This is a genomic window from Carboxylicivirga taeanensis (assembly GCF_051851475.1).
Classification (GTDB): domain Bacteria; phylum Bacteroidota; class Bacteroidia; order Bacteroidales; family Marinilabiliaceae; genus Carboxylicivirga; species Carboxylicivirga taeanensis.
This window is the reverse complement of the sequence record NZ_JBPUSJ010000013.1, coordinates 42,440-67,571: the sequence shown is the minus strand read 5'-3', so window position 1 is coordinate 67,571 and position 25,132 is coordinate 42,440. Positions and strand designations below refer to the sequence as shown.

At 38.5% G+C, this 25,132-nt stretch carries 21 protein-coding genes; 3 read left to right on the top strand and 18 right to left on the bottom strand.

The genetic code is table 11. The annotated features are described in order from the left end of the window. Positions 1-87 precede the first annotated feature (87 nt). The 6 genes from ACSX1H_RS16165 to ACSX1H_RS16140 form a co-directional block, all read right to left on the bottom strand. Positions 88-1,263 carry a phosphoglycerate kinase gene (locus ACSX1H_RS16165; RefSeq protein ID WP_439185274.1) on the bottom strand — a complete coding sequence of 392 codons (1,176 nt, stop codon included), beginning with the start codon at positions 1,261-1,263 and terminating at the stop codon, positions 88-90. A 138-nt stretch (positions 1,264-1,401) separates the two neighbouring features. After that, positions 1,402-2,232 carry a 3'(2'),5'-bisphosphate nucleotidase CysQ gene (gene cysQ / locus ACSX1H_RS16160; protein ID WP_439185273.1) on the bottom strand — a complete coding sequence of 277 codons (831 nt, stop codon included), beginning with the start codon at positions 2,230-2,232 and terminating at the stop codon, positions 1,402-1,404. Further along, positions 2,232-2,747, bottom strand: coding sequence for a hypothetical protein (locus ACSX1H_RS16155; RefSeq protein ID WP_439185272.1), 516 nt, complete (start codon positions 2,745-2,747; stop codon positions 2,232-2,234). The genes cysQ and ACSX1H_RS16155 overlap by 1 nt, the downstream gene beginning before the upstream one ends. Beyond that, on the bottom strand, positions 2,747-3,550 hold the full coding sequence (locus tag ACSX1H_RS16150) for a DUF4296 domain-containing protein (RefSeq protein ID WP_439185271.1): 804 nt from the start codon (positions 3,548-3,550) through the stop codon (positions 2,747-2,749). The genes ACSX1H_RS16155 and ACSX1H_RS16150 overlap by 1 nt, the downstream gene beginning before the upstream one ends. A gap of 10 nt (positions 3,551-3,560) precedes the next feature. After that, complete coding sequence (locus tag ACSX1H_RS16145) at positions 3,561-4,958, bottom strand: sugar transferase (protein WP_439185270.1); 1,398 nt, start codon at positions 4,956-4,958, stop codon at positions 3,561-3,563. Between the two features lie 61 nt (positions 4,959-5,019). Continuing rightward, a complete protein-coding gene (locus ACSX1H_RS16140; RefSeq protein WP_439185269.1) occupies positions 5,020-6,672 on the bottom strand; it encodes a capsule assembly Wzi family protein in 1,653 nt (550 codons plus the stop codon). A 189-nt stretch (positions 6,673-6,861) separates the two neighbouring features. Between ACSX1H_RS16140 and ACSX1H_RS16135 the strand changes: the two genes are divergently transcribed. Genes ACSX1H_RS16135 through ACSX1H_RS16125 form a run of 3 tightly spaced genes read left to right on the top strand, consistent with a single transcriptional unit; the run spans position 6,862 to position 9,519 of the window. Further along, positions 6,862-7,974 (top strand): acyloxyacyl hydrolase, encoded by a 1,113-nt coding sequence (locus tag ACSX1H_RS16135; protein ID WP_439185268.1) that lies wholly within the window; start codon positions 6,862-6,864, stop codon positions 7,972-7,974. 1 nt (position 7,975) lies between these two features. Further along, positions 7,976-8,731 (top strand): GIN domain-containing protein, encoded by a 756-nt coding sequence (locus tag ACSX1H_RS16130; protein ID WP_439185267.1) that lies wholly within the window; start codon positions 7,976-7,978, stop codon positions 8,729-8,731. A gap of 11 nt (positions 8,732-8,742) precedes the next feature. Next, positions 8,743-9,519 (top strand): glycosyltransferase family 2 protein, encoded by a 777-nt coding sequence (locus tag ACSX1H_RS16125; RefSeq protein WP_439185266.1) that lies wholly within the window; start codon positions 8,743-8,745, stop codon positions 9,517-9,519. Between the two features lie 62 nt (positions 9,520-9,581). Here ACSX1H_RS16125 and ACSX1H_RS16120 read toward each other — a convergent pair whose 3' ends face one another. From ACSX1H_RS16120 to ACSX1H_RS16065, 12 genes are all read right to left on the bottom strand, one after another. Then, entirely contained in the window at positions 9,582-10,628 is a 1,047-nt protein-coding gene (locus ACSX1H_RS16120) for a mannose-1-phosphate guanylyltransferase (protein ID WP_439185265.1), read from the bottom strand. Positions 10,629-10,704: 76 nt separating this feature from the next. Next, positions 10,705-11,793 (bottom strand): GDP-L-fucose synthase family protein, encoded by a 1,089-nt coding sequence (locus ACSX1H_RS16115; protein WP_439185264.1) that lies wholly within the window; start codon positions 11,791-11,793, stop codon positions 10,705-10,707. Positions 11,794-11,841: 48 nt separating this feature from the next. Beyond that, entirely contained in the window at positions 11,842-12,216 is a 375-nt protein-coding gene (locus ACSX1H_RS16110; protein WP_439185263.1) for a four helix bundle protein, read from the bottom strand. A gap of 45 nt (positions 12,217-12,261) precedes the next feature. Next, positions 12,262-13,377: a GDP-mannose 4,6-dehydratase gene (gene gmd / locus ACSX1H_RS16105; protein ID WP_439185262.1), complete on the bottom strand. Its 1,116-nt coding sequence runs from the start codon at positions 13,375-13,377 to the stop codon at positions 12,262-12,264. Between the two features lie 410 nt (positions 13,378-13,787). Beyond that, positions 13,788-14,402, bottom strand: coding sequence for a DUF6266 family protein (locus tag ACSX1H_RS16100; RefSeq protein WP_439185261.1), 615 nt, complete (start codon positions 14,400-14,402; stop codon positions 13,788-13,790). 351 nt (positions 14,403-14,753) lie between these two features. After that, positions 14,754-17,672 (bottom strand): FAD-binding and (Fe-S)-binding domain-containing protein, encoded by a 2,919-nt coding sequence (locus tag ACSX1H_RS16095; RefSeq protein WP_439185260.1) that lies wholly within the window; start codon positions 17,670-17,672, stop codon positions 14,754-14,756. 74 nt (positions 17,673-17,746) lie between these two features. Further along, positions 17,747-18,850: a glycosyltransferase gene (locus ACSX1H_RS16090; protein ID WP_439185259.1), complete on the bottom strand. Its 1,104-nt coding sequence runs from the start codon at positions 18,848-18,850 to the stop codon at positions 17,747-17,749. A gap of 72 nt (positions 18,851-18,922) precedes the next feature. Continuing rightward, complete coding sequence (locus ACSX1H_RS16085) at positions 18,923-20,104, bottom strand: hypothetical protein (protein ID WP_439185258.1); 1,182 nt, start codon at positions 20,102-20,104, stop codon at positions 18,923-18,925. Further along, on the bottom strand, positions 20,097-21,257 hold the full coding sequence (locus ACSX1H_RS16080; RefSeq protein WP_439185257.1) for a glycosyltransferase family 4 protein: 1,161 nt from the start codon (positions 21,255-21,257) through the stop codon (positions 20,097-20,099). Before ACSX1H_RS16080 ends, ACSX1H_RS16085 begins: the two co-directional genes overlap by 8 nt. 34 nt (positions 21,258-21,291) lie before the next feature. Next, positions 21,292-22,221: a glycosyltransferase family 2 protein gene (locus ACSX1H_RS16075; RefSeq protein ID WP_439185256.1), complete on the bottom strand. Its 930-nt coding sequence runs from the start codon at positions 22,219-22,221 to the stop codon at positions 21,292-21,294. Between the two features lie 168 nt (positions 22,222-22,389). Beyond that, positions 22,390-23,631, bottom strand: a complete 1,242-nt coding sequence (locus tag ACSX1H_RS16070) for a glycosyltransferase (protein WP_439185255.1) — start codon at positions 23,629-23,631, stop codon at positions 22,390-22,392. 237 nt (positions 23,632-23,868) lie between these two features. Next, a complete protein-coding gene (locus ACSX1H_RS16065) occupies positions 23,869-25,128 on the bottom strand; it encodes a lipopolysaccharide biosynthesis protein (RefSeq protein ID WP_439185254.1) in 1,260 nt (419 codons plus the stop codon). Positions 25,129-25,132: the final 4 nt, after the last annotated feature.

Genomic DNA, 25,132 nt, shown 5'->3' with positions numbered 1-25,132 from the left:
TTGTGTTTGACATTTGTTGAACAAACATGAAAAAAGCCTGCCGACAACAGTCAACAGGCTTTGATACATATTTTCAGATACTACTAATTATCCACGAATAGCTGTTACACCTGGTAATTCTTTTCCTTCCAGGAACTCCAGAGAGGCACCACCTCCAGTAGAGATATGGCTCATTTTATCAGCCAAACCGCTCTGGTTAACGGCAGCCACAGAATCACCACCACCGATGATAGATACCGCTGAAGAATCAGCAACAGCCTGACAAACACCAAATGTTCCTTTTGAGAAGTTTGGCATTTCGAAACATCCCATAGGGCCGTTCCACACAACTGTTTTTGCGCTGGCAATCTCTGCAGCATAAGCTTCAGTCGTTTTAGGACCGATATCTAAAGCCATACGACCCTCAGGAATATCGTTACCTACTTCCACAATGTCAGCTTCGTTATCGAATTTATCTGCTGCTAAGTTATCAACAGGCAACATGAAGTTAACCCCGTTCTTCTCAGCATCAATCAGAATTTGCTTCGCTGTTTCAACCAAATCCTCTTCAACTAAAGAGTTACCAATATTATGTCCTTGAGCTTTAAGGAAAGTATAGGCCATACCACCACCAATCAGAATGGTGTCCACCTTTGTAATTAAAGACTTTAACACCTCTAATTTACCAGATACTTTAGCACCACCAACGATTGCCACAAATGGTTTCTCGGCATTTTCCACCGTGTCACCCAGAAACTTAATTTCTTTATCCAATAGGTAACCTGCCATTTTCTCATCCATAAATTTGGCGATAATGGTTGTAGACGCATGCGCGCGGTGAGCGGTACCGAAAGCATCATTCACGTAAACATCAGCCAACTCAGCCAATTGCTTAGCGAAACCTTCATCACCTTTTGTTTCTTCGTTGTGGAAACGTAAATTTTCCAGCAATAACACTTCGCCTGCATTCAGTTCAGCAGCCATTGCTTTAACCTCATCACCAATACAATCTGGTGCAAATTTAACATCAACACCTAATGTAGCAGAAAGGTGAGCCACGATGTGTTTTAACGAAAACTCTTCTTTAGCTTCGCCTTTTGGACGTCCCAAGTGAGACATTAAAATCACAGATCCACCATCAGCCAGCACCTTTTTGATTGTTGGTACTGCAGCGCGAATTCGTGTATCATCAGTAATTTCAAATTTATCATTCAAAGGCACGTTAAAATCCACGCGGATTATTGCCTTCTTACCTGCGAAATTAAAACTGTCAATTGCAGCCATTTGTGTAGTGATTTTAAAAATTCAACATTCAGCGGTAAAGATAAGAAATTATAAGAGGTATTGTGATAAAAATCAGTATTTAGATTGCGATTTAAAATTCTTTAACTAAGAAATGTAATGAATAAGAAGTTGCCGATTTCAGCACAACCAGTAATCATTCACATCCAGCCCCTTACCTACCGCTATAAACCAATTATTTAGTAACTCTTTTCGATTGTAAAGCATGGGCTGCTTTGTTTGCCAGTCGAACAGCCCGCCACCTGCAGCCTCAACAACAGCCTGCCCGGCTGCTGTGTCCCACTCCATTGTAGGGGCCAGACGCGGATAGAGGTGGGCACTACCTTCGGCCACCAAACACATCTTTAACGAGCTTCCGCGCGAGGCTACATTCACATTGCCCACTTTTGCTTCCAAAGCAGTAATTAACTCCTCCGTTTCCTTCGACTGATGACTCACACTGGCCAGCACCGTAAAATTTGCATTGTGTATACTTGGTAATGGCTCACCAACTATCTGAGCACACAACTCATTTAACTCTATATTGTACCAATCGCTCGGTAACTGAGCTTTAAATGCTCCCGATTCATCGCCCCAGTACAGGCTGCCCAGGACCGGTGCAAACACCACTCCCATTGTCGGCCGCTGCTGATCTACCAAGGCTACATTAACCGTAAACTCGCCGCTGCGCTTGATAAATTCTTTGGTTCCGTCTAAGGGATCCACCACCCATAACTTCGACCAGCATTTCCGCTCCTGATAATCTTGCATCTCGCCCTCCTCACTTAAAACAGGAATATCTGTTTCTTTAAGGTATTCTTCAATTATTTGATGGCTTTTTAAATCAGCTTCGGTGAGCGGAGAATCATCACTTTTAAGTCGCAAACCAAAATCATCTGAATTAAAAACTTCCAAAATTTCTTTTCCAGCCCTGACAGATGCTTTCAAGGCAAGTTGCGTTAAATCGTGCATTATTTTTGTATTATCTTAAATGAAGATTTTGGAGTAAAAGAAAATGTGCGGAGATCAATGTTTTGTAATACAATCAGTCCCGGGTCAGCGCCCTCGGCAATAACTCCCCACTCATCAACACCAGCTGACAGAGCTGCCTGATACGTGTACTTTAAAAGAGTGCATCCTAACGAACTGCTTCCAGTCCGGGTGCTCATCCATTGCCGGATGCTCATCCAGGCGCGTTGATACTCTGCCGTTGCAACAGCAGGTACCTCCTCTTTAAAACGAAGGACACCATTAGCCAACCCAATGCGTTTGTCTCTATCATTCAAGGAGGATTGACCCTCCAGATAGGAAGCTACAAACCCGGGTGACAAAATACCTGGAAAATACTCCAACCCTGGCTCTTCCTTAAAATTATCGCCCATTTCGTGCACTCTCAAAATACACCCTGTTTCACTCAACTCTACGATTGGTGCTTTACCAAATGTTCCATCTGGTCGGAGGTAATAATGCGCACAAACTTTTCGCATTACGGCAATTCCATTTCATCTATCCCAATGGTAGGAAGAAAGTTCAGCTTCACATCGCATATATTAACCACTGTTTGCTTGCTCGTATCGTGCTCCAACAGGAAGCCATTAATGTTAATTAAGGCCTGATTGCGTTCAACCTTATGAGATATGTTGCCACTAACTTGCTTAAATGACTTATGGATCTTGTACGACACAGTATCCATAGTGCTATCAGCGTAAACAGCGATCATTTTCATTTTTGCGCTATCCAGATACCCACCTTCTTTATAAAGATAACTGGCATACAAACGAATAATCCCTCCACTCAGGGAGTCCACATCAATACTGAAGGGGACACGGTTGTCCAAGGAATCTGCTTCATTAAAAGGAATTTGGAATGCCGTTGTATCATTCCATAAGTCTACACGCCCCGCAACTTTTGGCATCGTGTTTTGTATTTCCTTTTCCTTATTCATTTTATTTTTTAGCTCGGCATCTCTTCTGCTCAGAATTTCAATCACCTCATCATACACATCAGCTAAAACTGTTGGGTTAGCCGAATACCAAACCATTGCGGTATCAAACTCGGCCTTTGATATGTGGTGTTTCTCAAGCACGTATCGATAATACCCCGACAATTTATCCTCTTGACTCGTATTGTAAGACAATCGGGTTTGGCCCAGCACGCTTTCCAGATGATAGATATCGGCTAAAACCAGTGCCATTTCGTCTTCATCGGGCAAATCGGCCGGCACTTTTGGACGGGTCGAACAGCTACTTATTAAAAAAACCAGCAGCAGTGTATAAAAAAAATATCGCATAGTGTTCATTTTATCTGCCATCAGCCCTTAGCATGGTTCTTATCGTTTTCAATATAATTACAAAATCCAGACGCAACGACCAGTTATCAATATACTCCAGATCCATATTCATCCACTCCTCAAAAGATACATCATTTCGGCTAGGCGATATTTGCCAAATGCATGTAATTCCCGGTTTCATTGACAAGCGACGCAATTGCCACCGCTCATACTCGCGCACTTCGGCAGGCACCGGAGGCCTTGGCCCCACAATTGACATGTCACCAAGCAGTACATTAAAAAACTGCGGCAATTCATCCAGACTTGTTTTACGAAGAAAATGCCCAATCCCTGTTATACGCGGATCTTTCTCTATTTTAAAAACAGGACCGTCCATTTCGTTGTGATCCATCAGGCTAGCCTTCAAATCTTCAGCATTGGTCACCATTGTTCGAAACTTATATACCCAGAACTTACGGCCACGCATGCCTACCCGTTTTTGCTTAAAAAATATGGGGCCTTTGGAAGTCATCTTGATGCCAATGGCAATCCCGATAAAGAGAGGAGAAAAGATTGTAATGGTTACAAAAGACACCAAAAAATCAAAAACCCCTTTGGCTGTTAAAAGCAAATAATCAATTGGCGTATTAGAGATGGTTAATACAGGCGTTGTGTCGAAGTAGTGTAAATGCGTTTTATTAGACAGCATGTTAAAAAACGGCGATGACATTCGAAAGACAACCCCCAGCTCATTACAGCTTGTTAAAAGAGCCATAATATCTTCCATCTTAGCTTTTTGCTGACAATAAATTACCTCATCAATAGTCTTCTCCTCAATCAGCTTATCCACATCAGCATCCTCAGGAAGCACCGTTACCAGGTCTCCCACCTTATTACTTAACTGCTCATTACCCACCACACCTACGATCCGATAGCCCCATTCCTTATACTTAAGCACCTGCTTAATAAAGGTAATGGCAGATTCATCTCCGATGATAAGAATGTTTCTGTAGTTAAAACCTCTGCGGCGCGCTCCTTTCAAATAGGAGAAGAAGCTTAGTTTGATCAGAAACAGAACTGTTGCTGACACAGCACCAAAGTATATCAGAGGTGTAATACCGATGTAGTGCAAATTAAAAAGAAAAACGGCTAAAGCCAGGGCACCAACCCCAACAATGGTCATCCCTATAACATTAAAAAGCAAAATCGAATAAGGCCTGGAGCGATATATCTCATTAGTTCGAAAAGCTTTGGACAGTAACAGCCACAGACCTATAACAACCAAATGGAGAATGATAGAATCTTTATTACTTAAAAAAGTAAACTGTCCAAAGTATAGATAAAAAGCTATATCCAATGACAGCCAGGCGATTATTGCGTCCATTATCGCCAAAAAATTATAAACGACCCTTTCTTTTTCCTTTAACATTAATGCGTGTTTTATTTCTGACAAAAGTAAGCAAATAGATAGATATTTTTAAAAACTTACTCTAGTTTAGATCCGGTATATAAATTATACTTAATTGTCCACCAACTGAATTATATAATTGCCCCGTATCAACAGCTAACTTCCCCTTTAAGCTCAGCCCTGCCAACCAATGAGTATTCCAGTTAAGTTCGACCATTGAATAGAGTTGCTGTTTAGAGGAGGCGAAAAAATAGTCGGCTGTTCGCTCCCAACTGTAGCGTCCCCGGAATTGTTCCCCATAAGTTCCTCTATTCATGGTATAGGTCGACTTCACCCGATATTGTAACCTATCGGTGATATGTCCCTTGGCTCCAACATGAAATCCATTGACCCGGTTGTTGTAGAAAAAAACCTCATCATATTCGACATGAGGCGTTGCATAACGCCTAAATTTGTCAGCTGTATGATACAAGGGGGTTCCCATATTCATCCCATTATATGTCCATCCGTTGTAATAGGATCCATTATTCATATAATCATCTCGCCCACCATATTTATGTCCTTCATCCAGGGCCACTTCCAGGTATCTGATGACTTCATCCTCCGACCAGCCGGTGCGGGTTTCTCCAAACACTTCCAACATAAAGCCATCAAAATCATCTTCAATATCATCCATCCAAATAATAGAACCCTTTTTATGCCCATTGTAATCTTTGGGATAAAGCGGATCAGGAATACCATAACCTGATTGATGGTCGGTACGAAACACCTCCACCGAGCATGCACTTAACCAACTAATATCTTTGGGATGAAACAGGATGCCCAAAATGTAGTCTTTATCGTAGCGGTTATATAATTTTAGTCCAGATGCATCGGCAAACGGTTTTTGGAAATACAACTGCATACCCCCTTTACCTGTATGCCAGTTAAAACCAAAATCCCACATCCCCATGTGTGCACCGGCCGCATTTGTTTCGTCACCACCACCAAGCACAGAAGAGCCTTTAGCCATGAAGGTTGCCCAAAAGTCGGTGGGTATATCCGTGCCATCGGGGCGCGTTCCGCCAAACAATGCTGAATGGACCAATCCCGCGTAGGGTTTAAACTTTGTATTACCTAAGCGGGCATAGGCAAATTTTTCGTGCAATAATACATCTTCTGCACTATTGCGTTTCTCAACTCGCTCATCATTTAACCAGCCTTGAGATAAGCCTCCCTTTATTTCCAGCCAGTTTTTTGTGAAGCCCAAAGGAAGGTAGTCGAAGATCCCTACCGAAACCTTTGGAATAGGCCTAGCATTCGAATTCATTAAAAAACTTCCAGGTGTCAATTCATCGTTATAAGCAACTGGTGAGTATTGTTCTTTACCGATTGAAAAATCTATAAACCAGGCATTCCCACTGATGTATATCTCCTGCAGCGCACTTTCAGCAACATCCAAATTAACCAGTCCCCTTAGGCCGGCATTCAGAGTAAAATTCTCGTTGGCCAATAATTGTTGTTTAGCCCCCACTTCAACCAACACGCCGAAATGACCAAATTGCTCAAAACGGCCCCATTCATTGGCGATTAACCACATTGGACGAATGTCGTTTGAGGACAGCTGTGAATGAATAGATGCATCTATTTTTATATTGGAAATCTGTGCCCTTAGCTGCAGTGAGAGACCTGCTGTAAGCCAAAAACATAATACCAACATTGTCAACCTCCTGCTTGAAGTATTTTGCTTAATCATTATCCATCTTCTTAAGTTACGGTAGTACAAAGATAAATAAACTGGTTGGCTATCGGGGTTGATGAAACGGGATTAATCTCTGCCCGACCTACAATTATTAAAATAAATATCCTTATCCTTTTTACTATCTTCGTGGCTCAATTTGAAAAACAGTTCTGAACATTGAGAAGTTTTCTATCGATAATTATAATGAGCTTTATTGGGACAGTGACATTAATCGGTCAGGCGCCCAATAGTTTAGACAATGAAATCCCAAAACACACGTACCTGACAACACGGATCCATGGCGGCATCGTGATTCCCCATCATGTTAATATGATGTATTTTATTGATGATTTTTCAGGTGGAATCGAAATTAATTATGGTCGCTCACTATTCTCCTCCGATAGCTGGGAAAGCTTTTTTAACTATCCCGAGATAGGACTTGGCTTCTATTATGGTACATTTGGCAATAAAGATATTTTTGGTGCAGGCTATGCGCTATTTCCATACATTCACTATAACATGTACCGCAGCCCAAAGTTTTCGGTACACAATAAGGTGGCTTTAGGCCTGGGCTATGCCACAAAGCCCTTTGATATAGAAACGAATACTTACAACACTGTATTTAGCTCACACCTTAATGCTTACATAGGTCTGGCCATTCTAGCTGACTACCGAGTACATGAACAAGTTTCATTAAGTGCTAGCTTATCGCTCACTCATCTTTCAAATGGAGCCGTGCGCAAGCCTAATCATGGCATTAACACACTCACAGCCAGCCTGGGTGCTAAATACCACTTCAACGAATCATTAACTCCAATGCTCGAAAAAATTAAACCTCCCAAAAGTAATAAACGGGAAGTAGTTATTATTGGGAGTATCGGCAGAAGCCAAAGCACCTTTTATAACCGAGAGCTCTATTGGAGCGGGAGCTTAAGCGTCAATCATTTGTGGCATTTAAACGAAAAACGTGCCATTGGGCTTGGCTATGACCACTTTTTTTCTGAAGCCATCCCCTATAGCTGGGGTGGTTTTGAAAACACCGATGAGAGCATCGGGTTTTCAACCAGGGATTATCTGTTTAATGGCTTGTTTGTATCTTACAATGTATTCCTTGGCAAAACCACTTTATTTGCTAACATTGGAACCTACCTACACACCAACATTGCCCCTCCACAACCTGTTTATCCCAGGATCGGCATCAGGCATTATCTTAGCAATCATTTAATTGCTAACTTTAGTGTTAAAGCCAGTTTCTTTCGTTCTGAGTTTCTGGAGTTTGGCATTGGTTACAGCTTTAACTACACAAAAGAAAAATAATATGCTCAAGTTCGTAAATTTACTGTTTACAGCCTGTCTTCTATACTTTCTTACCTCCTGCGATTACATCCATAACCTTATGGAACAGGGCGATATAACAGAGCAAACAATTGATATTGGACAAATTCGCCACATTATAGCTGACGCCCCCTGCCGGATTATTCTTCATAACAGTGAAAGCAATATCGCATTCATAAAAGGGTATAACAATTTGATTGAGGATCTTGAACTATTAACCGAAAATGGCACTTTAAGCATCACCCACAAACGGAAAAATTACTTACAAAAAAGCAAATTGATTGAAATCGGACTTTCAGCCAATTACCTGAATAGGCTAACCGCCAACTGCGCCCTTGAACTAGAGGCGCCTGAGGTTATTAAAACAGAACAATTTACAATGATTATGAACGGGGGAGCCAAATTTGCTGAAATTGAGTTAAACCTCGACTGCCTACATGTAGTGCTTAATGTTTTCGGCCGCAATAACATTGGCAACTACCACCTTGGTGGCAAAAGCCATTCGACATCTTTAACTATGGAGGGCAGTGTTAATATTGATGCATTGAATCTTGAAAGTCATAGTGTTAATGTGGTTCATAAATCCATTGGCAACTGTAAAGTTTGCCCTGTCGCATCGCTTAATGTAAAAACCTACTCATCTGGCAATACCTATTACAGAGGCAATCCAGACATTATCCATGAACGCATCAAGGTGAACTACCTTCAAAACACAGGAAATATTATTCAAATACACTAACAATAGTATCCATGAAGTTTCCAAAAGTGACACTCTTTTTAACCACCTACAATTGGCCCGAAGCTATGATTCTTTGCCTTAAAAGTATAGCTAATCAATCGCACTTGCCCAACGAAGTTATCATAGCCGATGACGGTTCGGGTATTGCAACGAAGGAAGCTATTGACTCAATCAAAGCAACTTTCCCCATACCCCTGATTCATGTTTGGCAGCAAGATGAGGGCTTTCGAATAAATGCCATCCGTAACAAAGCCATTCAAAGGGCATCGCACCCATACATTATACAAATTGACGGCGATGTGATACTGGACACTCATTTTGTTAGAGACCACCTCCGCTTTGCAAGAAAAGGACGTTTTCTGGCAGGACGACGGATTCGCATTAACAAAGAAGAGAGCACTGCTGCCTGCGACCGCTTGAGTTACGAGCCTAAAAGCAGTTTCAGGAGTCGCCCACTTGCCATCCTTCATCAGAACCTTATATACAATTCGGAATCGGTAAGGGGCGTACGCGGCTGCAACATGTCGTACTGGAAATCGGACGCCTACCTCATTAATGGCTTTGACGAAGGATGGACCGGCAAAGGACCTGATGATAAGGAGTTTGCTATCCGCTTAACCAATGCAGGTATAAAAATATACAACTTAAAGTTTTATGCCCTTCAACACCACCTCCATCATGGGGAAGAAGGTCTTCTGGACAACTACGCAATTAACCAGGAGTATTTTGGTGAAACGGTTAAAAATAAACTTATCAAATGCAAAAACGGACTAATAAAAGAAAAGTAGGCCGGACCTACTTTTTCTTTACTAATCCGTTTTAAAATGCTTTAAAGTAGCTGACTAAACTACTAACTATCTTTTTGAAACTCTTTAATGCGCTGTTCTTCTGATTTCTTGCAGACCATAAACACGCCATTGGCTTCGGTGACAATATAGTCATCCAGTCCCTGCAGAACCACTTTGCGCTCATTAGGAACGGTTATAATGTTGTTCTGACAATCGTATAATTTCACCCCTGAACCAACGACACTGTTTCCCAGTTCATCACGCGTGCGTTTCTCCCACAAACTGCCCCAGGTACCTAAATCTGACCAGCCAAAATCGGCCGGCATCACATAAATATTTTCAGCATGCTCCATAATGCCATAGTCGATAGAGATGTTTTCACATTGAGGGAAAAACTCATCTATAAACGCCTGTTCATCTTCAGTGAAATAGTGCACTTTCCCCTGCTCAAATATAGCTGCCACAGCTGGTAAATACTGTTGCAGTGCCTTGATGATGGAAGAGGCTGACCACAAAAATATTCCTGCATTCCAGAAATAGTTGCCTTCAGCGAGATACTGTTCTGCCGTTTGACGATCCGGTTTTTCCTTGAAAGCCTTTACATTTTTGAAAACCCCTTCATCCTGCCTGGCCTGTATATACCCATAACCTGTTTCGGGACGGTGAGGTGCAATACCTAATGTCAACAACACATCGTTTGATGCCACAAAATTTAACCCTTCACTCACCACTCGTCGGAATTCACTTTCATCGGTAATTAAGTGATCCGATGGCGCCACAACGATATTTGCATCGGGCTGACGCTGGTAGATTTTGTAAGTGGCATAGGCGATGCAAGGTGCCGTGTTTCGCATACAAGGTTCCAGCAGAATTTGCTCATCTTTTACATCGGGAAGTTGTTTATTGATAATGGATTTATAGTTTTTACTGGTTACAATAAACACATTCTCAATGGGCACAATGCCGTGTAAACGCTTAATGGTCTGCTGAATCATGGTTTGACCCGTTCCCAAAATATCCAAAAACTGCTTGGGTGTTTCGGGGGTACTCATTGGCCAAAAGCGCGAACCAATACCGCCTGCCATGATAATTAGGTAGTTATTTTGCATAGACTTCTAATTAAGAGGTGAAGAATGAGAGAAGAGATATGAGACGTTCACGCACCTCTTATCTCTTCTCTCATTTCTATTTCGTATACCACTCGTACATCTTCCCGATTCCTTCATCGATGTCGATCTGGTGGTGCCAGCCTAATTCATGTATCTTAGCTGGATTTGTTAACTTACGCATGGTGCCATCCGGCTTATCGGCATTAAAAACCAATTCGCCTTCAAATCCTATTTTAGCCTGAATGGTTTCCGCCAGTTCTTTGATTGAAACTTCTTTACCCGTACCAATATTGATATGTGTATTTCGAACCTCTTTGTCGTCCACACTATAGGTATCCTTGAAGTCGACGTTTTCCATCACGTAGACGCAGGCAGAAGCCATTTCCTCTGACCAAAGAAACTCGCGCATCGGCTTACCTGTCCCCCAAATCTCTATCGAAACTCGCGAATCGGACGAATTTAGGCGAATACCATATTTGTCGAGGATTGACAATATCTCTTCTTCGGAATGACTGCCATTAATGCCTTCAATCGGGTTTTTATCCAAATCGACCCGCAAAGCGTTCCAATCATTAGTATGAAGACATTTACCCAAATGGTTCTTCCGAATTAAAGCAGGCAAAACATGCGATTTCTCCAAGTCGAAATTATCGTTAGGCCCATACAAATTGGTTGGCATCACCGAAATGAAATTAGTGCCGTATTGCAGGTTGTAGGACTCACACATCTTAATTCCTGCAATCTTGGCAATGGCATAAGGCTCGTTAGTATATTCCAATGGCGAGATCAACAGACAATCTTCAGCCATTGGTTGAGGCGCTTGTTTAGGGTAAATACAAGTTGAACCCAAAAACAACAGCTTCTTCACCTCATGTACATAAGCCGAATGAATTACGTTATTCTGAATCATCAGGTTCTCGTAGATAAACTGACCGCGATAGGTATTATTAGCAACGATGCCGCCCACTTTCGCAGCAGCCAAAATCACATACTCGGGCTTTTCTTCAGCAAAAAACTTATCAACAGCAACCGCATCCATCAGATTGAGTTCACTAATGGTACGCCCTACCAAATTAGAATAACCTTTACTTTGAAGTGTTTTCCACAATGCTGAGCCAACCAAACCTCTGTGGCCGGCTATGTATATCTTAGAATTTATATTCATAATTGTTTGTTAAAGAGATGAGAGGTGAGAATAAAGAGATGAGGCACCTCATTTACAGAACTTCTCAGGGCTATTAATCATTGAAATGAGCATTTTTCTTACTTCTTCATATTGACTCATTAGCTTAGAAAATTCCTCATCGGATAAATATTCACAATCAGCAGAATATTTCAACCAGGTTTCTGTTTCAAATTCTTCACCTAAACAATCAGTTAACTTATTAATGAAGACTTTTTCGTACCTTCTTTTTGCCCAAGCTTCAGACAAATTAGCACAAATCGAGCGGGACGAGCGTCGAACCTGATCAACCAACGAATATCTTTCTTCTTTTGGAAATGTTTTTGTCAAAACAAAAATATCCATAGAAATAGTATAGGCTTTCTGATAAACAATTAAATCTCTAAAACTATTTATTTGTCCCATAATTCAAAACGCTCATTTCTCTCCACTCATTTCTCTTCTCTATCTTTATTCGAAATAGTTTAGAACCTCGTACCCACCTTCTTTTAGGTAGCGGTCCTTCTTCACTAATTTCACATCCGACTGCATCATGTCTTTGACCAAAGCCGGTAAGTCATACTCTGGTTCCCAACCCAGCTTTTCTTTTGATTTAGTTGGGTCGCCAATCAGCAGCTCCACTTCAGTAGGTCGGTAGTAGCGTGGATCGACTTTAACCACCTCTGTTCCTACAGCCACCTGATACTCAGCATTTGAACAGGATTTTACAATCCCTACTTCAGCTTCCCCTTCACCGGTAAACGATAATTCAATACCTACCTCTGCAAAAGCCATGGTAACAAAATCACGTACTTTTGTAGTTACGCCAGTAGCGATGACGTAATCTTCGGGCTGATCCTGCTGCAGGATTAACCACATGGCTTTAATATAATCCTTGGCATGCCCCCAGTCCCGCTTGGCATCCATGTTACCCAAATACAAACAATCCTGCATTCCAAGGGCAATCTTTGATACGGCACGGGTAATCTTTCGCGTAACGAACGTTTCGCCGCGCAACGGACTCTCGTGGTTAAACAAAATACCGTTACAGGCAAACATGTTATAGGCCTCACGGTAGTTCACGGTAATCCAATAGGCGTACATCTTGGCCACGGCATAAGGCGAGCGGGGGTAGAACGGAGTTGTTTCTTTCTGGGGCACTTCCTGCACCAAACCATATAACTCCGATGTGGAAGCCTGATAAACTCTTGTTTTCTCAGTCAAGCCTAATAAGCGAATAGCTTCCAAAATACGTAAAGTCCCTAATCCATCAGCGTTGGCTGTATATTCTGGCGTATCAAAGCTCACCTTTACGTGGCTCATGGCCGCCAGGTTATAAATCTCATCCGGTTGCACCTCCTGGATAATGCGCGTCAGGTTCATTGAATCTGTTAAATCCCCGTAATGTAAAATCAGATTCCGGTTCTCCACATGGGGGTCCTGATACAAATGATCAATACGATCGGTATTAAATAACGACGAACGACGTTTAATACCGTGAACTACATACCCTTTTTTCAATAAAAATTCGGCAAGATACGCGCCGTCCTGTCCGGTAATACCGGTGATGAGTGCTATTTTTGACATATTTATAAGTTACGTATTTTACAATCAGAAGGCAGAAGAATTCCATATGAGCAGTGAGAGATGAGAATACTCTTATGATAATTAATTCAAACACTGACTCACCTATTGTTCAATACCTTAACAATTAAGAAGGAATCTACCTTGTACTATTGTTTATTCTAATACAAATATCACTTTATCTTTAATAAAATCCAAAAGGAATGTGTTTCTCGCAAAGGACGCCAAGTCTTTCGATAAAGCAGTCAGGCATGACGCTAAGAGCACGAGAGTAAAAACGGAATCCTGGTTTTGCTAAGAACGCTCAATGCAAAATTCTAACACCTATTTCATGCGAACTTCACGACTAAAAAAGTTTGCAGCTTTGCGTGAACCGTCAATTACTCGTCTCTCTCTCCTCTCAACACTCACCTCTAAACCAACCCCAGCCATAAGCTATTACTAAAGCTTCTTTCTTTATAATCCCTAAATACCAGCCAAATATCATATTTTTCACGTTCACTGAGCTCCCATTTCCACCTATACGATTCATCCTTTCGTTCAGCTTCCGTTTGCTTGTAGGCCGTATTGTACTGACCACGCACATTCGCTATGACAAACAGAGTGTCAAATGGACTTCCTTGTCCATCATTTGTCCACCGGAACAGCAGTCCTTCCTCCGTTCGCACCACACTTGCTTCTGCTGATAAAGATACTGCACCCGCGCTCACCAAGGCCTTTGCATAGTCTATGTGCTGCTCCGGGTATTCGCCACCAACGGCATGCAGCATATTATATGATTTGGCGGCCATATAAGCTGAACGACCAATGGCCTCCTTTTGAAAGGTAATTCGCAAAACATCTTTGTAAGGTGCTAAGAATTCATTGACCAACTGCATTTTTTGCCGCTGCGCCAATTGCCTCTCCGACTTCTTATCTTTGTATTGCCCGGGCAAAGAACGCATGTAACTTTTGCCATACATCTGGTAGGTCACTACATTCCCAATTCTACCAGATGAACCCTCGTTAATGTTATTGCATCGTGCCATATTAATACAGTAAGAGGATTAATCAATTACTTCTGACTGTTCACAGGGCGTACAATGCCTTAAAAACAGATGCTTTAACAACCTGTGTATCCTCTCTAACAACATCTATCCTCTTTAACTCCCTCACCGCCCCTGTTATTCAGTCATACTCAAGTTACAGTTAATACACACTTAAGTCAAGTTAAACTCAGCTGCGATCGAATTTAATATGAGTTTAATATGAGTTTAATTTGAGTTTAGTGCATTTAAATTCCATATTAGCAGGTAACCTGGTGCAAAGTTGTGGCTTATGGGAGCCACCAATAATAAACTTGTCACTAACGATTATTTAAAAACAACCTTTTTATCATCTTATTTTAATGCATCTAATAATACTAATGCAGGATGTAATGCTTCAACTTGAGTTCCGTCTTTTATCTGATGTCGACACGAAGTTCCGGCTGCGACAATTAGTGTTTTTTTATTGGATTTCCTTATTTCCGGAAATAAAACTAATTCCCCAATATTCATCGATAAATCATAATGTTCTATCTCATATCCAAAAGAACCAGCCATACCACAACAACCTGAAGGTATTTCCTGGGCGGAATAATTTTCTGGAATCTCCAAAACCCTTTGGGTTAACTTTGTATCAGACAACGCTTTTTGATAGCAATGTGAGTGATATCTTATTGTTTTCTTATCACTCACAAATTGCTCAGATGATATTCTCCCTTTATCATATTCTTGAGCAACAAATTCTTCAAAGGTATATGTATTCGTTGCTAATCGTTGAGCTTTCTCTTTTAATTTGTCAGGCACTAATTCCAGATACTCATCACGTAAAGTCAGAATAGCTGATGGCTCAATTCCAATCAACGGCGCCTCTTTATCAACAAGACCAGATAGCAACTCCACATTTTGTATTGCTCGCTTTTTTGCATCTTTCAATAGGCCTTTAGACAAATAAGTTCTACCACTTGGCTGATGACTAGGTATGATAACTTTATACCCTAATTTCTCTAATAACAACACAGCAGCAACGCCTTCTCGGGTATCGTTATAATTGGTGAATTCATCGGCAAAGAAATAAACTACCTTTTCGTTGCCTGATGTCTGCCGTTTTTTACTCCACTTAATTAAAGACTGCTTCGAAAGTCTGGGCAAATGCCTTTTAGATGATATGCCAAAATACTTCTCGTTAATTGCTTTTATCCATTTATTTTTCACACTTAAATTATATAGATGTGAAAATGGCATCAATATCGTATTGAAAGTAGGTAAATGAGCAATCAGTCTTGAGCGCAATGGTATACCAAATTGTTCATGATAGGAATTAAGAAACTCTGCTTTCAGTTTCGTCATATCAACATTACTCGGACACTCAGTCTTACAGGCCTTGCATGACAAACATAAATCAAGCACTTGCTTCACTTGGACATAACCCAGTTTTGTAGCTGGGATTGTGCCGGCAAAGAACTCGCGGAGCATATTAGCCCTGGCACGGGTCGTCTGTCGTTCATCACGCGATCCCATATAACTTGGACACATGGTGCCGCCAATTAAATGACTCTTACGACAGTCGCCAGAGCCGGTACATTTCTCCGCAGCCCGAGCTAGCCCTAATGTTGATGACCAGTCGAACAAAGCTTTGTTGTCCAATTCATTTTTCACTTCTTTATAGCGAAGCGAAGTGTTCATTTGTGGCGTGTCAGTTATTTTGCCTGCATTAAATATATTATTAGGGTCGAATATTTTCTTAACCTCTCTAAATAGCTGATAGTTGTGATCACCAACCATCCATGGAATAAACTGACCTCTCAAACGGCCATCGCCATGCTCTCCACTCAATGAACCTTTATATTGCTTAACTATTTTAGCTGTATCTTTGGCTATCTGATAAAACAACTCTGCATCCTTTTCTTTCTTCATATTTAAAACCGGCCGTAGGTGCAACTCGCCAGTACCTATATGAGCATAGTAAACACATTCCTTACCATATTTCTTAAGCATCGCCTTGATGTCGGCGATGAAAGCAGGTAAATCTTCAGGACGAACAGCCGTATCTTCAATGACAGGCACCGGGCGCTCATCACCAGGCATATTACCCAACACACCTAAGCCAGCTTTTCGAAGATTCCATACTTTTTTAATATCAGAGCCATACAAAACAGGGTAGGCATAACCAAAACCTTTCTGCCGCAAAGCTGCTATCATATCACCAGCCAATTGCTCAATCTCATCTTTGGTATGCCGTGCAAACTCAACTAATAATAACGCAGCTGGATCACCTTCAACAAAAAAACGGTTCTTATTTTGGAGCACATTCTTTTTGGTCAAGTCCATAATAGCCTTATCCATTAACTCAATGGCACCTGGATTAAACTGCAATCCAATCAAATTAGCCTCTAATGCTTCCTCCAATGAATTAAGGTGCACACAAACCAATCCCTTTTCCTTTGGTGGCACTGCAATCAGATTGAGCTTTATCTCGGTTGTAAAAAACAAGGTGCCTTCAGAACCTGCCAGCAATTGACACATATTAAAGTTTCCGTCCTCCTCTTTATACGGATAAGTATCAATTAAGTAATCCAGTGCATATCCTGTATTTCTTCGGTGAATGTCTGGGTCCGGAAATTCTTGGCGTATAGATTTACGGTTTCCCTTATCAGTTAAGACACTTCTAATGGAACGATAAATTTCTCCTTCAAAAGAGTCTTCATGGCACTTTTGCTCAAATTCCAAGTTTTTTAGATTCTTAAAAACAACTTCATCCCCGTTACTTAGGTAGCCTTTAAGCTCTAATGTATGATCACGAGTACTACCATATATTAAGGAATGGGCTCCACAGGAATTATTCCCCACCATACCACCAATCATACAACGGTTAGATGTTGATGTTTCAGGGCCAAAGAATAAACCATATGGTGCCAGATATTGATTCAACTCATCGAGCACGACACCCGGCTGAACACGTACCCACTTTTCTTTTTCGTTTACCTCGAGAATCTGGTTCATGTAACGTCCCACATCAACCACTAAACCCGATCCAACAACTTGACCGGCTAATGAAGTGCCTGCCGCACGCGGAATCAAGTTTAGATGATGCTTTTGGGCAAACAAAACAATTTCGCGAACATCAATCGCATCTAACGGCATTACTGCACCAACGGGCTTTTCAAAGTAAGCTGAGGCATCAGTACTGTAGACAAGACGAGTAACGTCATCTAAATCCAGATCCCCACTGATTTTTTCAACTAGTTCTCGCAATGACAAACTAGATAAATTCATTATTCTTCCATTTAATAGTACTTAGGTAAAAAATACCTCAAAGACATCTTTTTTCTGTTTCTATAATCAATAAATTACACTTTCATTTTTTCTTCAACAAAGGCTGCTAATTCATTTTTAAACCTTTCTTTAGAGAATCTCACCGCATTATCCCTTACTTTACCTACCTTAAAAGTATCTATCATTTCGAACTTATTAACAGCACCTATCAAGGAACTTACACTTTGCTCATCAAAATGTATTCCAGTCTCATTATCAATAACAGTTTCTTTTGTACCTCCTTTACCTAGGGCTATAACCGGTGTTCCACATGCTTGTGCTTCAACTGGTATAATTCCAAAATCTTCATCAGCGGCAAATACGAAAGCTTTTGCATTTTGCATTAAAGAAAGCATTTCATCATCTGGTACAAAACCTTTCATTTCCACATTAGCTCCTGCCAATGCTCTAATCTTCTTAAAATCTGGTCCAGTCCCAGCCACAATTAGCTTCTTTTCTGGCATTTGAGCGAAAGCCTCTACAATTAAGTCAATCTTCTTGTATGGCACTAGCCTCGAAGCAGTAAAGTAATAATCTTGTTTCTTTTCTGACAACTCAAAACGTTCAATATCCACAGGGGGATAAATAACTCGTGCATCTCGCTTATATACTTTATTAATTCTTTTTCTAATATAATTTGAATTAGCAATAAAAAAGTCAACTCTATTAGAACTTATAATATCCCAAATACGTAATTTATGGAGTGTATGTCTAACAAACCATTTCTTAAGTCCAAATCCACTCATACCAGACTCATTCAAATACTGATGATAAAGATCCCAAGCATAACGAACAGGTGAATGACAATAACAAATATGCATTTGATTCGAATTAGTCAGAATACCTTTAGCCACAGAGGATGATGAAGAAACAATTAAATCATATGGTGAGAAATCAAAACTTTCTACCGCCTTTGAAAAAAGAGGCAAATAATTCCTGTATTTTGACCTGCCATAGGGTAACTTTGCAATAAAAGATTCTTTTAACTTTTTTCTATCTATACCTAATCCATCAATCACTCTTGGATGAGAAGTTAATGTATAAATATGTGCATCTGGATATAATTCTATCAAACTTGAAAAAACCTTTTCGGCTCCTCCAATTTCAGTCAGCCAATCTTGTACAAGTGCAACTTTCAAGACATTAGAGTTTTAATATTATTTTTCACTAGGTAACTACAATGATAGTCCTTAATAGCATATCTGAAAAAACTAGATAGGAACTTCGCTTCTGGAGCTATTGCGATTATTTTTTAACAAATTTAAAAAACCTATTGTAATAACAGTAAATAAAATTGGTGTATAAATATATATTAAACCATACCATTGTAATCTTAGTTGTAAAGCAATAAATAAAACAAAAATCACTGAGCGCAACTGATTGTCAGCCTTCATTAACCACTTTATAATTATTCCAAGCAAGCAACCATATACAATGATTCCCGATTTACCCAATAGAACCATTCCTTCGGCATAAAATAACCCTCCTCCTAAATTAGGCATGTTTTTAATTAGCACGTTAGTGAAACAGAAGTTACTGCCAGCACCCCCATAAGGGTGCATTGGGATTAAACTAAAGATATGATTTATAAATGGAGATATCGACACTCCATTATTCACATAATTATCAAATGCTGAAAAATAAACGTGTACAACATCAGCGACGGTATGTAGCGATACAATGTTGTGAATAAGAATTGCAAGAGAAACTCCTGAGCCTATTCTTGTATACCCAACTGAAATAGCGAGTAAAGCAGCTAAAATAAGTCCAACTTTACCTACTAGTGACAACCTTATTTCTTTTATGTAGTTACCGCTTCGTCTAAAACTAAAAAATATAAACAAGTACAATACACTATCAACTCGCTCACCCCCTTTTACAACAAGTAACAAAATGAGCAATTGTACTATTGTTGATGGCGACTTTATTTTTGTAAAACTCAAAACCAATAAGGTATTAATGGCCAAAAAAACTACAGACCATTGTCCAGGAATCAGATTCCATCTTGGCCCAGTTCCTATAATAGCTCTAGGGTATGCAAGAATAGCACAAACAAGTAATAGCAGGACAATCCATATTCTACCTTTCTCATTTATTTTTAAACGTTGCAGACTAACAATCTTGCTCCTGTAACGAAAAACTATAAAGACTAAAACATTATAGGAAATCATTGCATAAATAAGTGCTTCGTAACAGTAATCTGTATGAGTTGGTCTCCCAATCACATCTAAGGACCCACCAATTGGAATATCCAGACAGAACATGAACATGGTTATAAATGGATAGGCAAAGGCAAACAGTATTATTTTCAGAATATTACTTTTAAACCAAAATATCAGAGAGATATTTATTAATAGCCAAAAAAAGAGAACAACGTCCAAAAACTCAACCATTGTATAAGTTTAATAACTGCGTATAATAAATATCCAAAGTGAATTTGGATAAATCTATCTCAAATCCTCTTGACTTATTTTGAAAAAACCTTTCTAACGCGCTTATTGTAGACAGAAATTCTTTATCTGATGCATACAAAAAGTGGGGTATTTTTGTTTCTTCACTCATTTCTTTAATGCCCCCTCGATCTGTTCCCAATAAGACTAATCCGGCGCTGGCAGCTTCAGGAATTGTTAATGGAGCATTCTCATAGCCAATGGAAGGCAACAAAAAAACATCATAACCTGGCAGAAGAGCTTTTAACTCTTCATTTGAAATATACCCTTTAAAAGTAACACTTATCTTACTCGAAGTATCAACAAGTTCTTTTATTGAATCAAGCAATTCTCCATCTCCATATACATCTATATCAATTCTCACATTGTTTTCAATAGCTGCATTGAAAAACTCATATAACCCCTTTTCTCTCGATAAGCGGCCTGCAAAAACAAATTTTATCTCACTTAATTTATCAATTTGTCTATTTATATAATTTGATAAAGTTTTTCCTAAATAAGGATTCCTCACACATACTATTGACTTATTTAACCCACATACGTTTAAAGCGTTTTTAAGAAAAAAACTTGGTGTTATAATTGCATCAACAACATCGAGCGGTTTAACCCAAAGCTTCTCAAAAAAGTAGGCTACTTTCTTTAGTAAGGAGAATTGAATCCCCCTCTTATCTATTTTTTTTATTAACCAATTATTTATTGAAAAAGGTAATCCAAGATTAGCCGATACTCCATTTTGATATATAAGTAAGTTGCTTGAAGGACAAATGATATGAAAATCGTGTGCTGTAAATATGACTTTACAGTTGTGTTGCTTTTTGTACTTTTTTATTGAGTTAAAAATAGCACTTGAAAGGATATGGTAATAGTTGTGTATGTGTATTACATCAGGTTTAAATTGATTCAACACTATACTTAAATCATGTTTAACCGAGCTATTATACAGATACTTGAATATGTTTTCAGGGGGCTGATGTTGTTCTGCACCAAAAAAGCACTTTACGTGGTGCCCTTTAGATTCTAAAATGCGTGCCGTATCTCTAAATACTCCTTCAGCTCCTCCTCCATCTCTAAAATCATTTATTAGCAGAACCCTCATATAAAAAATAACTCTAATTTAACCTAGTTAGAAATTAAGCACTTAACATTTTAAACCTCTTAAATAATCTATCAATATGATCATTCCCTGAAATAAAAGGTAAAAACAATAACAAAACACGCACTTTCTCAGAGGCAAGTAACGCTCTACTTGTCAGAATGGACAGATCTTTAAGCCTTGCCCTATCATTTCCCATTAACTTACAAAACCTAATTCTTTGTTTTAATACCTGCATCTGCTTATTATTCTTTTTGAAACTATTATCATTAAGAATGTGCTGATATAACTTTAAGTCTCGTTCCTTAACGCCACTCCTTTTTAATTGTACTGTAGTGCTATTGTTGTGCCTCCTGTATTTAAATAATACTTTAATACTTAAATAGGCATATTCTGACACTTGCATTAGTTTTAGAAGAGATATCCAGTCCTCAAATGGTACAGCAAATGGAAATGGTAAAATATGTTTAATCACGTCGCTTTGAGCAAACAAATATCCACCTGCGTAATTATTTACCAACATCTCTTCGTAAGAATATCTTTGCTTTCGCGATACATTTTCTATCTCATTCAAACAGGAATCTGCAATCACATATCTGGCATAAACAAACTTAGTCCTGAATTTCCTTATGTCTTCTAATAAGGATTCAACATAGTTCGGATATAGATAATCATCCCCAGCGCATACAAAGAAATAATCTGTTCGAACAAGACTTAAACCTTTTGCATATGCATAAACTTTACCCTTATTTTCATTATACTCATAGCGAATATTAATTCCATCAGTCTCCTTTGATAACTTCTTTACAATCTCTGCAGTATTATCTGTTGATTGATCGTCAACAATAATTATATCTTTTACCGGATAAGTTTGCTCTAAAATAGATTGTATCATCTCTTCAATGTACAATTCTTCATTATATACAAACATAACTGCGGTTATGCTTTTATCACTAATACTTATCATATAACATCTACAAATAGTTGGCTAAAATTATTGGCTCAATAAAATTACAAATACTTGACAGGAGACCATACACAACATGCATATTTTAAACCCTTTTCTCGTAAACCCACAACAAACTAACCCATTAACTACTTACATAATTAAATCTAGTTTTTTAAAAAAGTTAAACTAATCTTTAAGTAATTTTGCTGATCTTATATTATAATCTGTGATAACATCATAAAAATCAGCATAGTTTCTTTCCGCATTATAAAGTTTTTCATAAACTAAGCGACTGTTTGTCCTATAATGGCTATTAGTCAAAATTTTCGATATTGATTTGCTGAATTCAATATTAGTAAATTCTTTATCCAATAAAATACCATTATCGTATACAATCTCTTTCAAACCACCAACATTACAGGCCAGAACAGGAATGCCAAAAGAAATTGACTCCATAATACTCACCGGTATTCCTTCGGAAGAGCTTGTATTCACAAAAACATCTACATAATTCAATTGATAGAACTTAATAATATCTTCATTTTTTGTATCTCCATGAAAGATTACTTGAAGGTTTTCAGGCTTATGTTCCAGAGAACTATAAATATTATCAATTAGCACCTTATTGCCACCACCAAAATGATTCCAAATTACTTGATTATCATGCTGTTCTTTCGCAAATTCTATCAATCCTTTTGCGATCAAATCAACCCTTTTCACTTCTGAAATGTAGGAGCACGATACAACTGATATAAAGTCTTTTCTTTCACGATTAATAATTGTAGTACATTTTGAGGTATCCTCAATTCCTAGTCGTGACAACTTTATTTTATCAGAGTATTTTACATACTGCCTCTTTAAATATTCACAACCATCTTCAGAGATAGAAAAGATTCTTTGTACTTTACTAATAACAAATTCTCTAAAAGGGATAAACGAATTTATATTTTCCTCAAAATATAGGTCATGCCTATGAACTCTGCTATATATAGCAATCCCTTGATTATTCAATATTAAACCTAACAACTGAAAGTTGCACCAATATGTATACAAAATAGCATTTGACAAGTTCTTATTTTTAGCCCATTCCTTTACAACTTGCGCATTGTGAGCAAACCATGCTATCTGATATAGTGATCTAAATTTAATCTTTTTATGAAGAAAAATACCTTTAACTATTAACCCGATACTTTTAAAAAAAACGATTGGATTTTTAGTTAATTTATTGCTAGCAAGCGAGAAAGCTAACGTCCTATCAATCTTAATTTCTTCAGGAACAACTCTTTGCTGATTCACATCTATAAGAGTCGGTACGATTATAAGATTTATATCTTTACGTGATGAAACATACTTAATCTCATTTTCAATGAATTGTTCTCCTTTTCCATACGGGTATTGATCAGTAAACAAATATATATCTTTTATCATACAACATTAATTTAAAACTTACTTTGTCTTTACCGAAAAAACGATCTGTACCAAAATAAATACTTCAAGCACAACGAGAAGAATTAAGGCCTTAACTATGAGTACTTTACCATGTAATTCACATCATATAAAGCGATTGACACATAAGGCTTTCATTTTTTTATATTTAGCAACATTATAAAATGCATTCCACTCACCTCTATATGCTTAGAAAATATATTTAAATACATAATGTTACTACGCATAACTTAATTTTCTTGTTTTACTAATGTAAAAGATCAATAATAGTACAATGAAATAAACCAATGCATTGTACACTGAATATCTCATTGTCAAACTCACTATATCATAATCCCCTCCCCAAAAGAACAAAAGACTAAATCTGAGCAGAAGCAAAACAATATTGATAACCATTGCAACCATCTGAAGTCCATACACGTTAAACACTGACGATATGGATGATGTTACTAATTGAAATAATATCCACAAAGACAACCAAGATGCTAATTTACCAGCCAGGCTCCATTCTGGACCTAACGCTAAGGGCATAATCACTGGAAATAAAAATGCCGCAGGTACAAAAATACACGAACTAATCAAGCTCAACCTTAATATCACAGTCTTTGTCAGAATAAACGCACTTTCACTTGTTTTGCATATTGAAAGTTCTTTAAAATATACTTGACCAATTGAAGACGCAATAAAAGTTACGGGTATTCCAACAATTTTTACTGCCTGAAAAAATTGACCAATTTCGTTATCATTAAAATATATTGGAAGAATAAAAAAAGGTATTTGCCAAGATGCAGCGTTAATCAATGCTGATGGCATATCGATTAGTGGAAATTTTCTATATTTTAAATTTAACCTATAATCAAAAGTAAAATCCTTCATCTTCTTTAACATAGGATCACCCCGAAGAAGGATTATACTTTCTATGAGTGTTCCTAAGACATATGCATAAATTAATCCTCTACTGCGATCCAGCCATAACATTGAGAAATTTAGAATAATTATTACAATTGCTCTGAACACCTTTGCTAATGATATTCTTTTATAGTTTCTCATCCTATTCAGAATAAATGTACTATTTAAGATAATACCATAAGAAATCAAATAAAATGTTATCAGAATGCCGGTTAAAGTATCCCAATTTGAATTATCAAATCTATAATTATATATGTACAATCCAATTGTGGATATGAACACAGTAAATATTAAAATGATGTAATTGCCCATGTAGATTTTATTAGCATCTCTATCTTCCTTGGGCAATAAAATTGAGAACTCATATCTTAATAATAAGATGACATTAACAACCGAAACTTGTGCAATAAAAATCCCTAATCTAGAATATTCTTCAGGCGTATACAGCCTTGCAAAGATTGGTGTGAAAACTATAGGCATAGCCTGCGCAAAAGCAGTTCCACTCATCAGAGTCATTACATTACGTAAAAACTCTGATGACTTCCATTTATCTTTAATCTTTGTAATCAACTAC

Bases quoted from the DNA above. Each gene is read 5' to 3' on its own strand.
- ACSX1H_RS16135 (WP_439185268.1), top strand. From the start codon at position 6,862: ATGAGCTTTATTGGGACAGTGACATTAATCGGTCAGGCGCCCAATAGT.
- ACSX1H_RS16155 (WP_439185272.1), bottom strand. From the start codon at position 2,747: ATGCGAAAAGTTTGTGCGCATTATTACCTCCGACCAGATGGAACATTT.
- ACSX1H_RS16095 (WP_439185260.1), bottom strand. From the start codon at position 17,672: ATGAATTTATCTAGTTTGTCATTGCGAGAACTAGTTGAAAAAATCAGT.
- ACSX1H_RS16140 (WP_439185269.1), bottom strand. From the start codon at position 6,672: ATGATTAAGCAAAATACTTCAAGCAGGAGGTTGACAATGTTGGTATTA.
- ACSX1H_RS16165 (WP_439185274.1), bottom strand. From the start codon at position 1,263: ATGGCTGCAATTGACAGTTTTAATTTCGCAGGTAAGAAGGCAATAATC.
- ACSX1H_RS16070 (WP_439185255.1), bottom strand. From the start codon at position 23,631: ATGATAAAAGATATATATTTGTTTACTGATCAATACCCGTATGGAAAA.
- ACSX1H_RS16125 (WP_439185266.1), top strand. From the start codon at position 8,743: ATGAAGTTTCCAAAAGTGACACTCTTTTTAACCACCTACAATTGGCCC.
- ACSX1H_RS16120 (WP_439185265.1), bottom strand. From the start codon at position 10,628: ATGCAAAATAACTACCTAATTATCATGGCAGGCGGTATTGGTTCGCGC.
- gmd (WP_439185262.1), bottom strand. From the start codon at position 13,377: ATGTCAAAAATAGCACTCATCACCGGTATTACCGGACAGGACGGCGCG.
- ACSX1H_RS16085 (WP_439185258.1), bottom strand. From the start codon at position 20,104: ATGGTTGAGTTTTTGGACGTTGTTCTCTTTTTTTGGCTATTAATAAAT.
- ACSX1H_RS16110 (WP_439185263.1), bottom strand. From the start codon at position 12,216: ATGGGACAAATAAATAGTTTTAGAGATTTAATTGTTTATCAGAAAGCC.
- ACSX1H_RS16150 (WP_439185271.1), bottom strand. From the start codon at position 3,550: ATGCGATATTTTTTTTATACACTGCTGCTGGTTTTTTTAATAAGTAGC.
- cysQ (WP_439185273.1), bottom strand. From the start codon at position 2,232: ATGCACGATTTAACGCAACTTGCCTTGAAAGCATCTGTCAGGGCTGGA.
- ACSX1H_RS16115 (WP_439185264.1), bottom strand. From the start codon at position 11,793: ATGAATATAAATTCTAAGATATACATAGCCGGCCACAGAGGTTTGGTT.
- ACSX1H_RS16080 (WP_439185257.1), bottom strand. From the start codon at position 21,257: ATGAGGGTTCTGCTAATAAATGATTTTAGAGATGGAGGAGGAGCTGAA.
- ACSX1H_RS16075 (WP_439185256.1), bottom strand. From the start codon at position 22,221: ATGATAAGTATTAGTGATAAAAGCATAACCGCAGTTATGTTTGTATAT.
- ACSX1H_RS16130 (WP_439185267.1), top strand. From the start codon at position 7,976: ATGCTCAAGTTCGTAAATTTACTGTTTACAGCCTGTCTTCTATACTTT.
- ACSX1H_RS16100 (WP_439185261.1), bottom strand. From the start codon at position 14,402: ATGGCACGATGCAATAACATTAACGAGGGTTCATCTGGTAGAATTGGG.
- ACSX1H_RS16145 (WP_439185270.1), bottom strand. From the start codon at position 4,958: ATGTTAAAGGAAAAAGAAAGGGTCGTTTATAATTTTTTGGCGATAATG.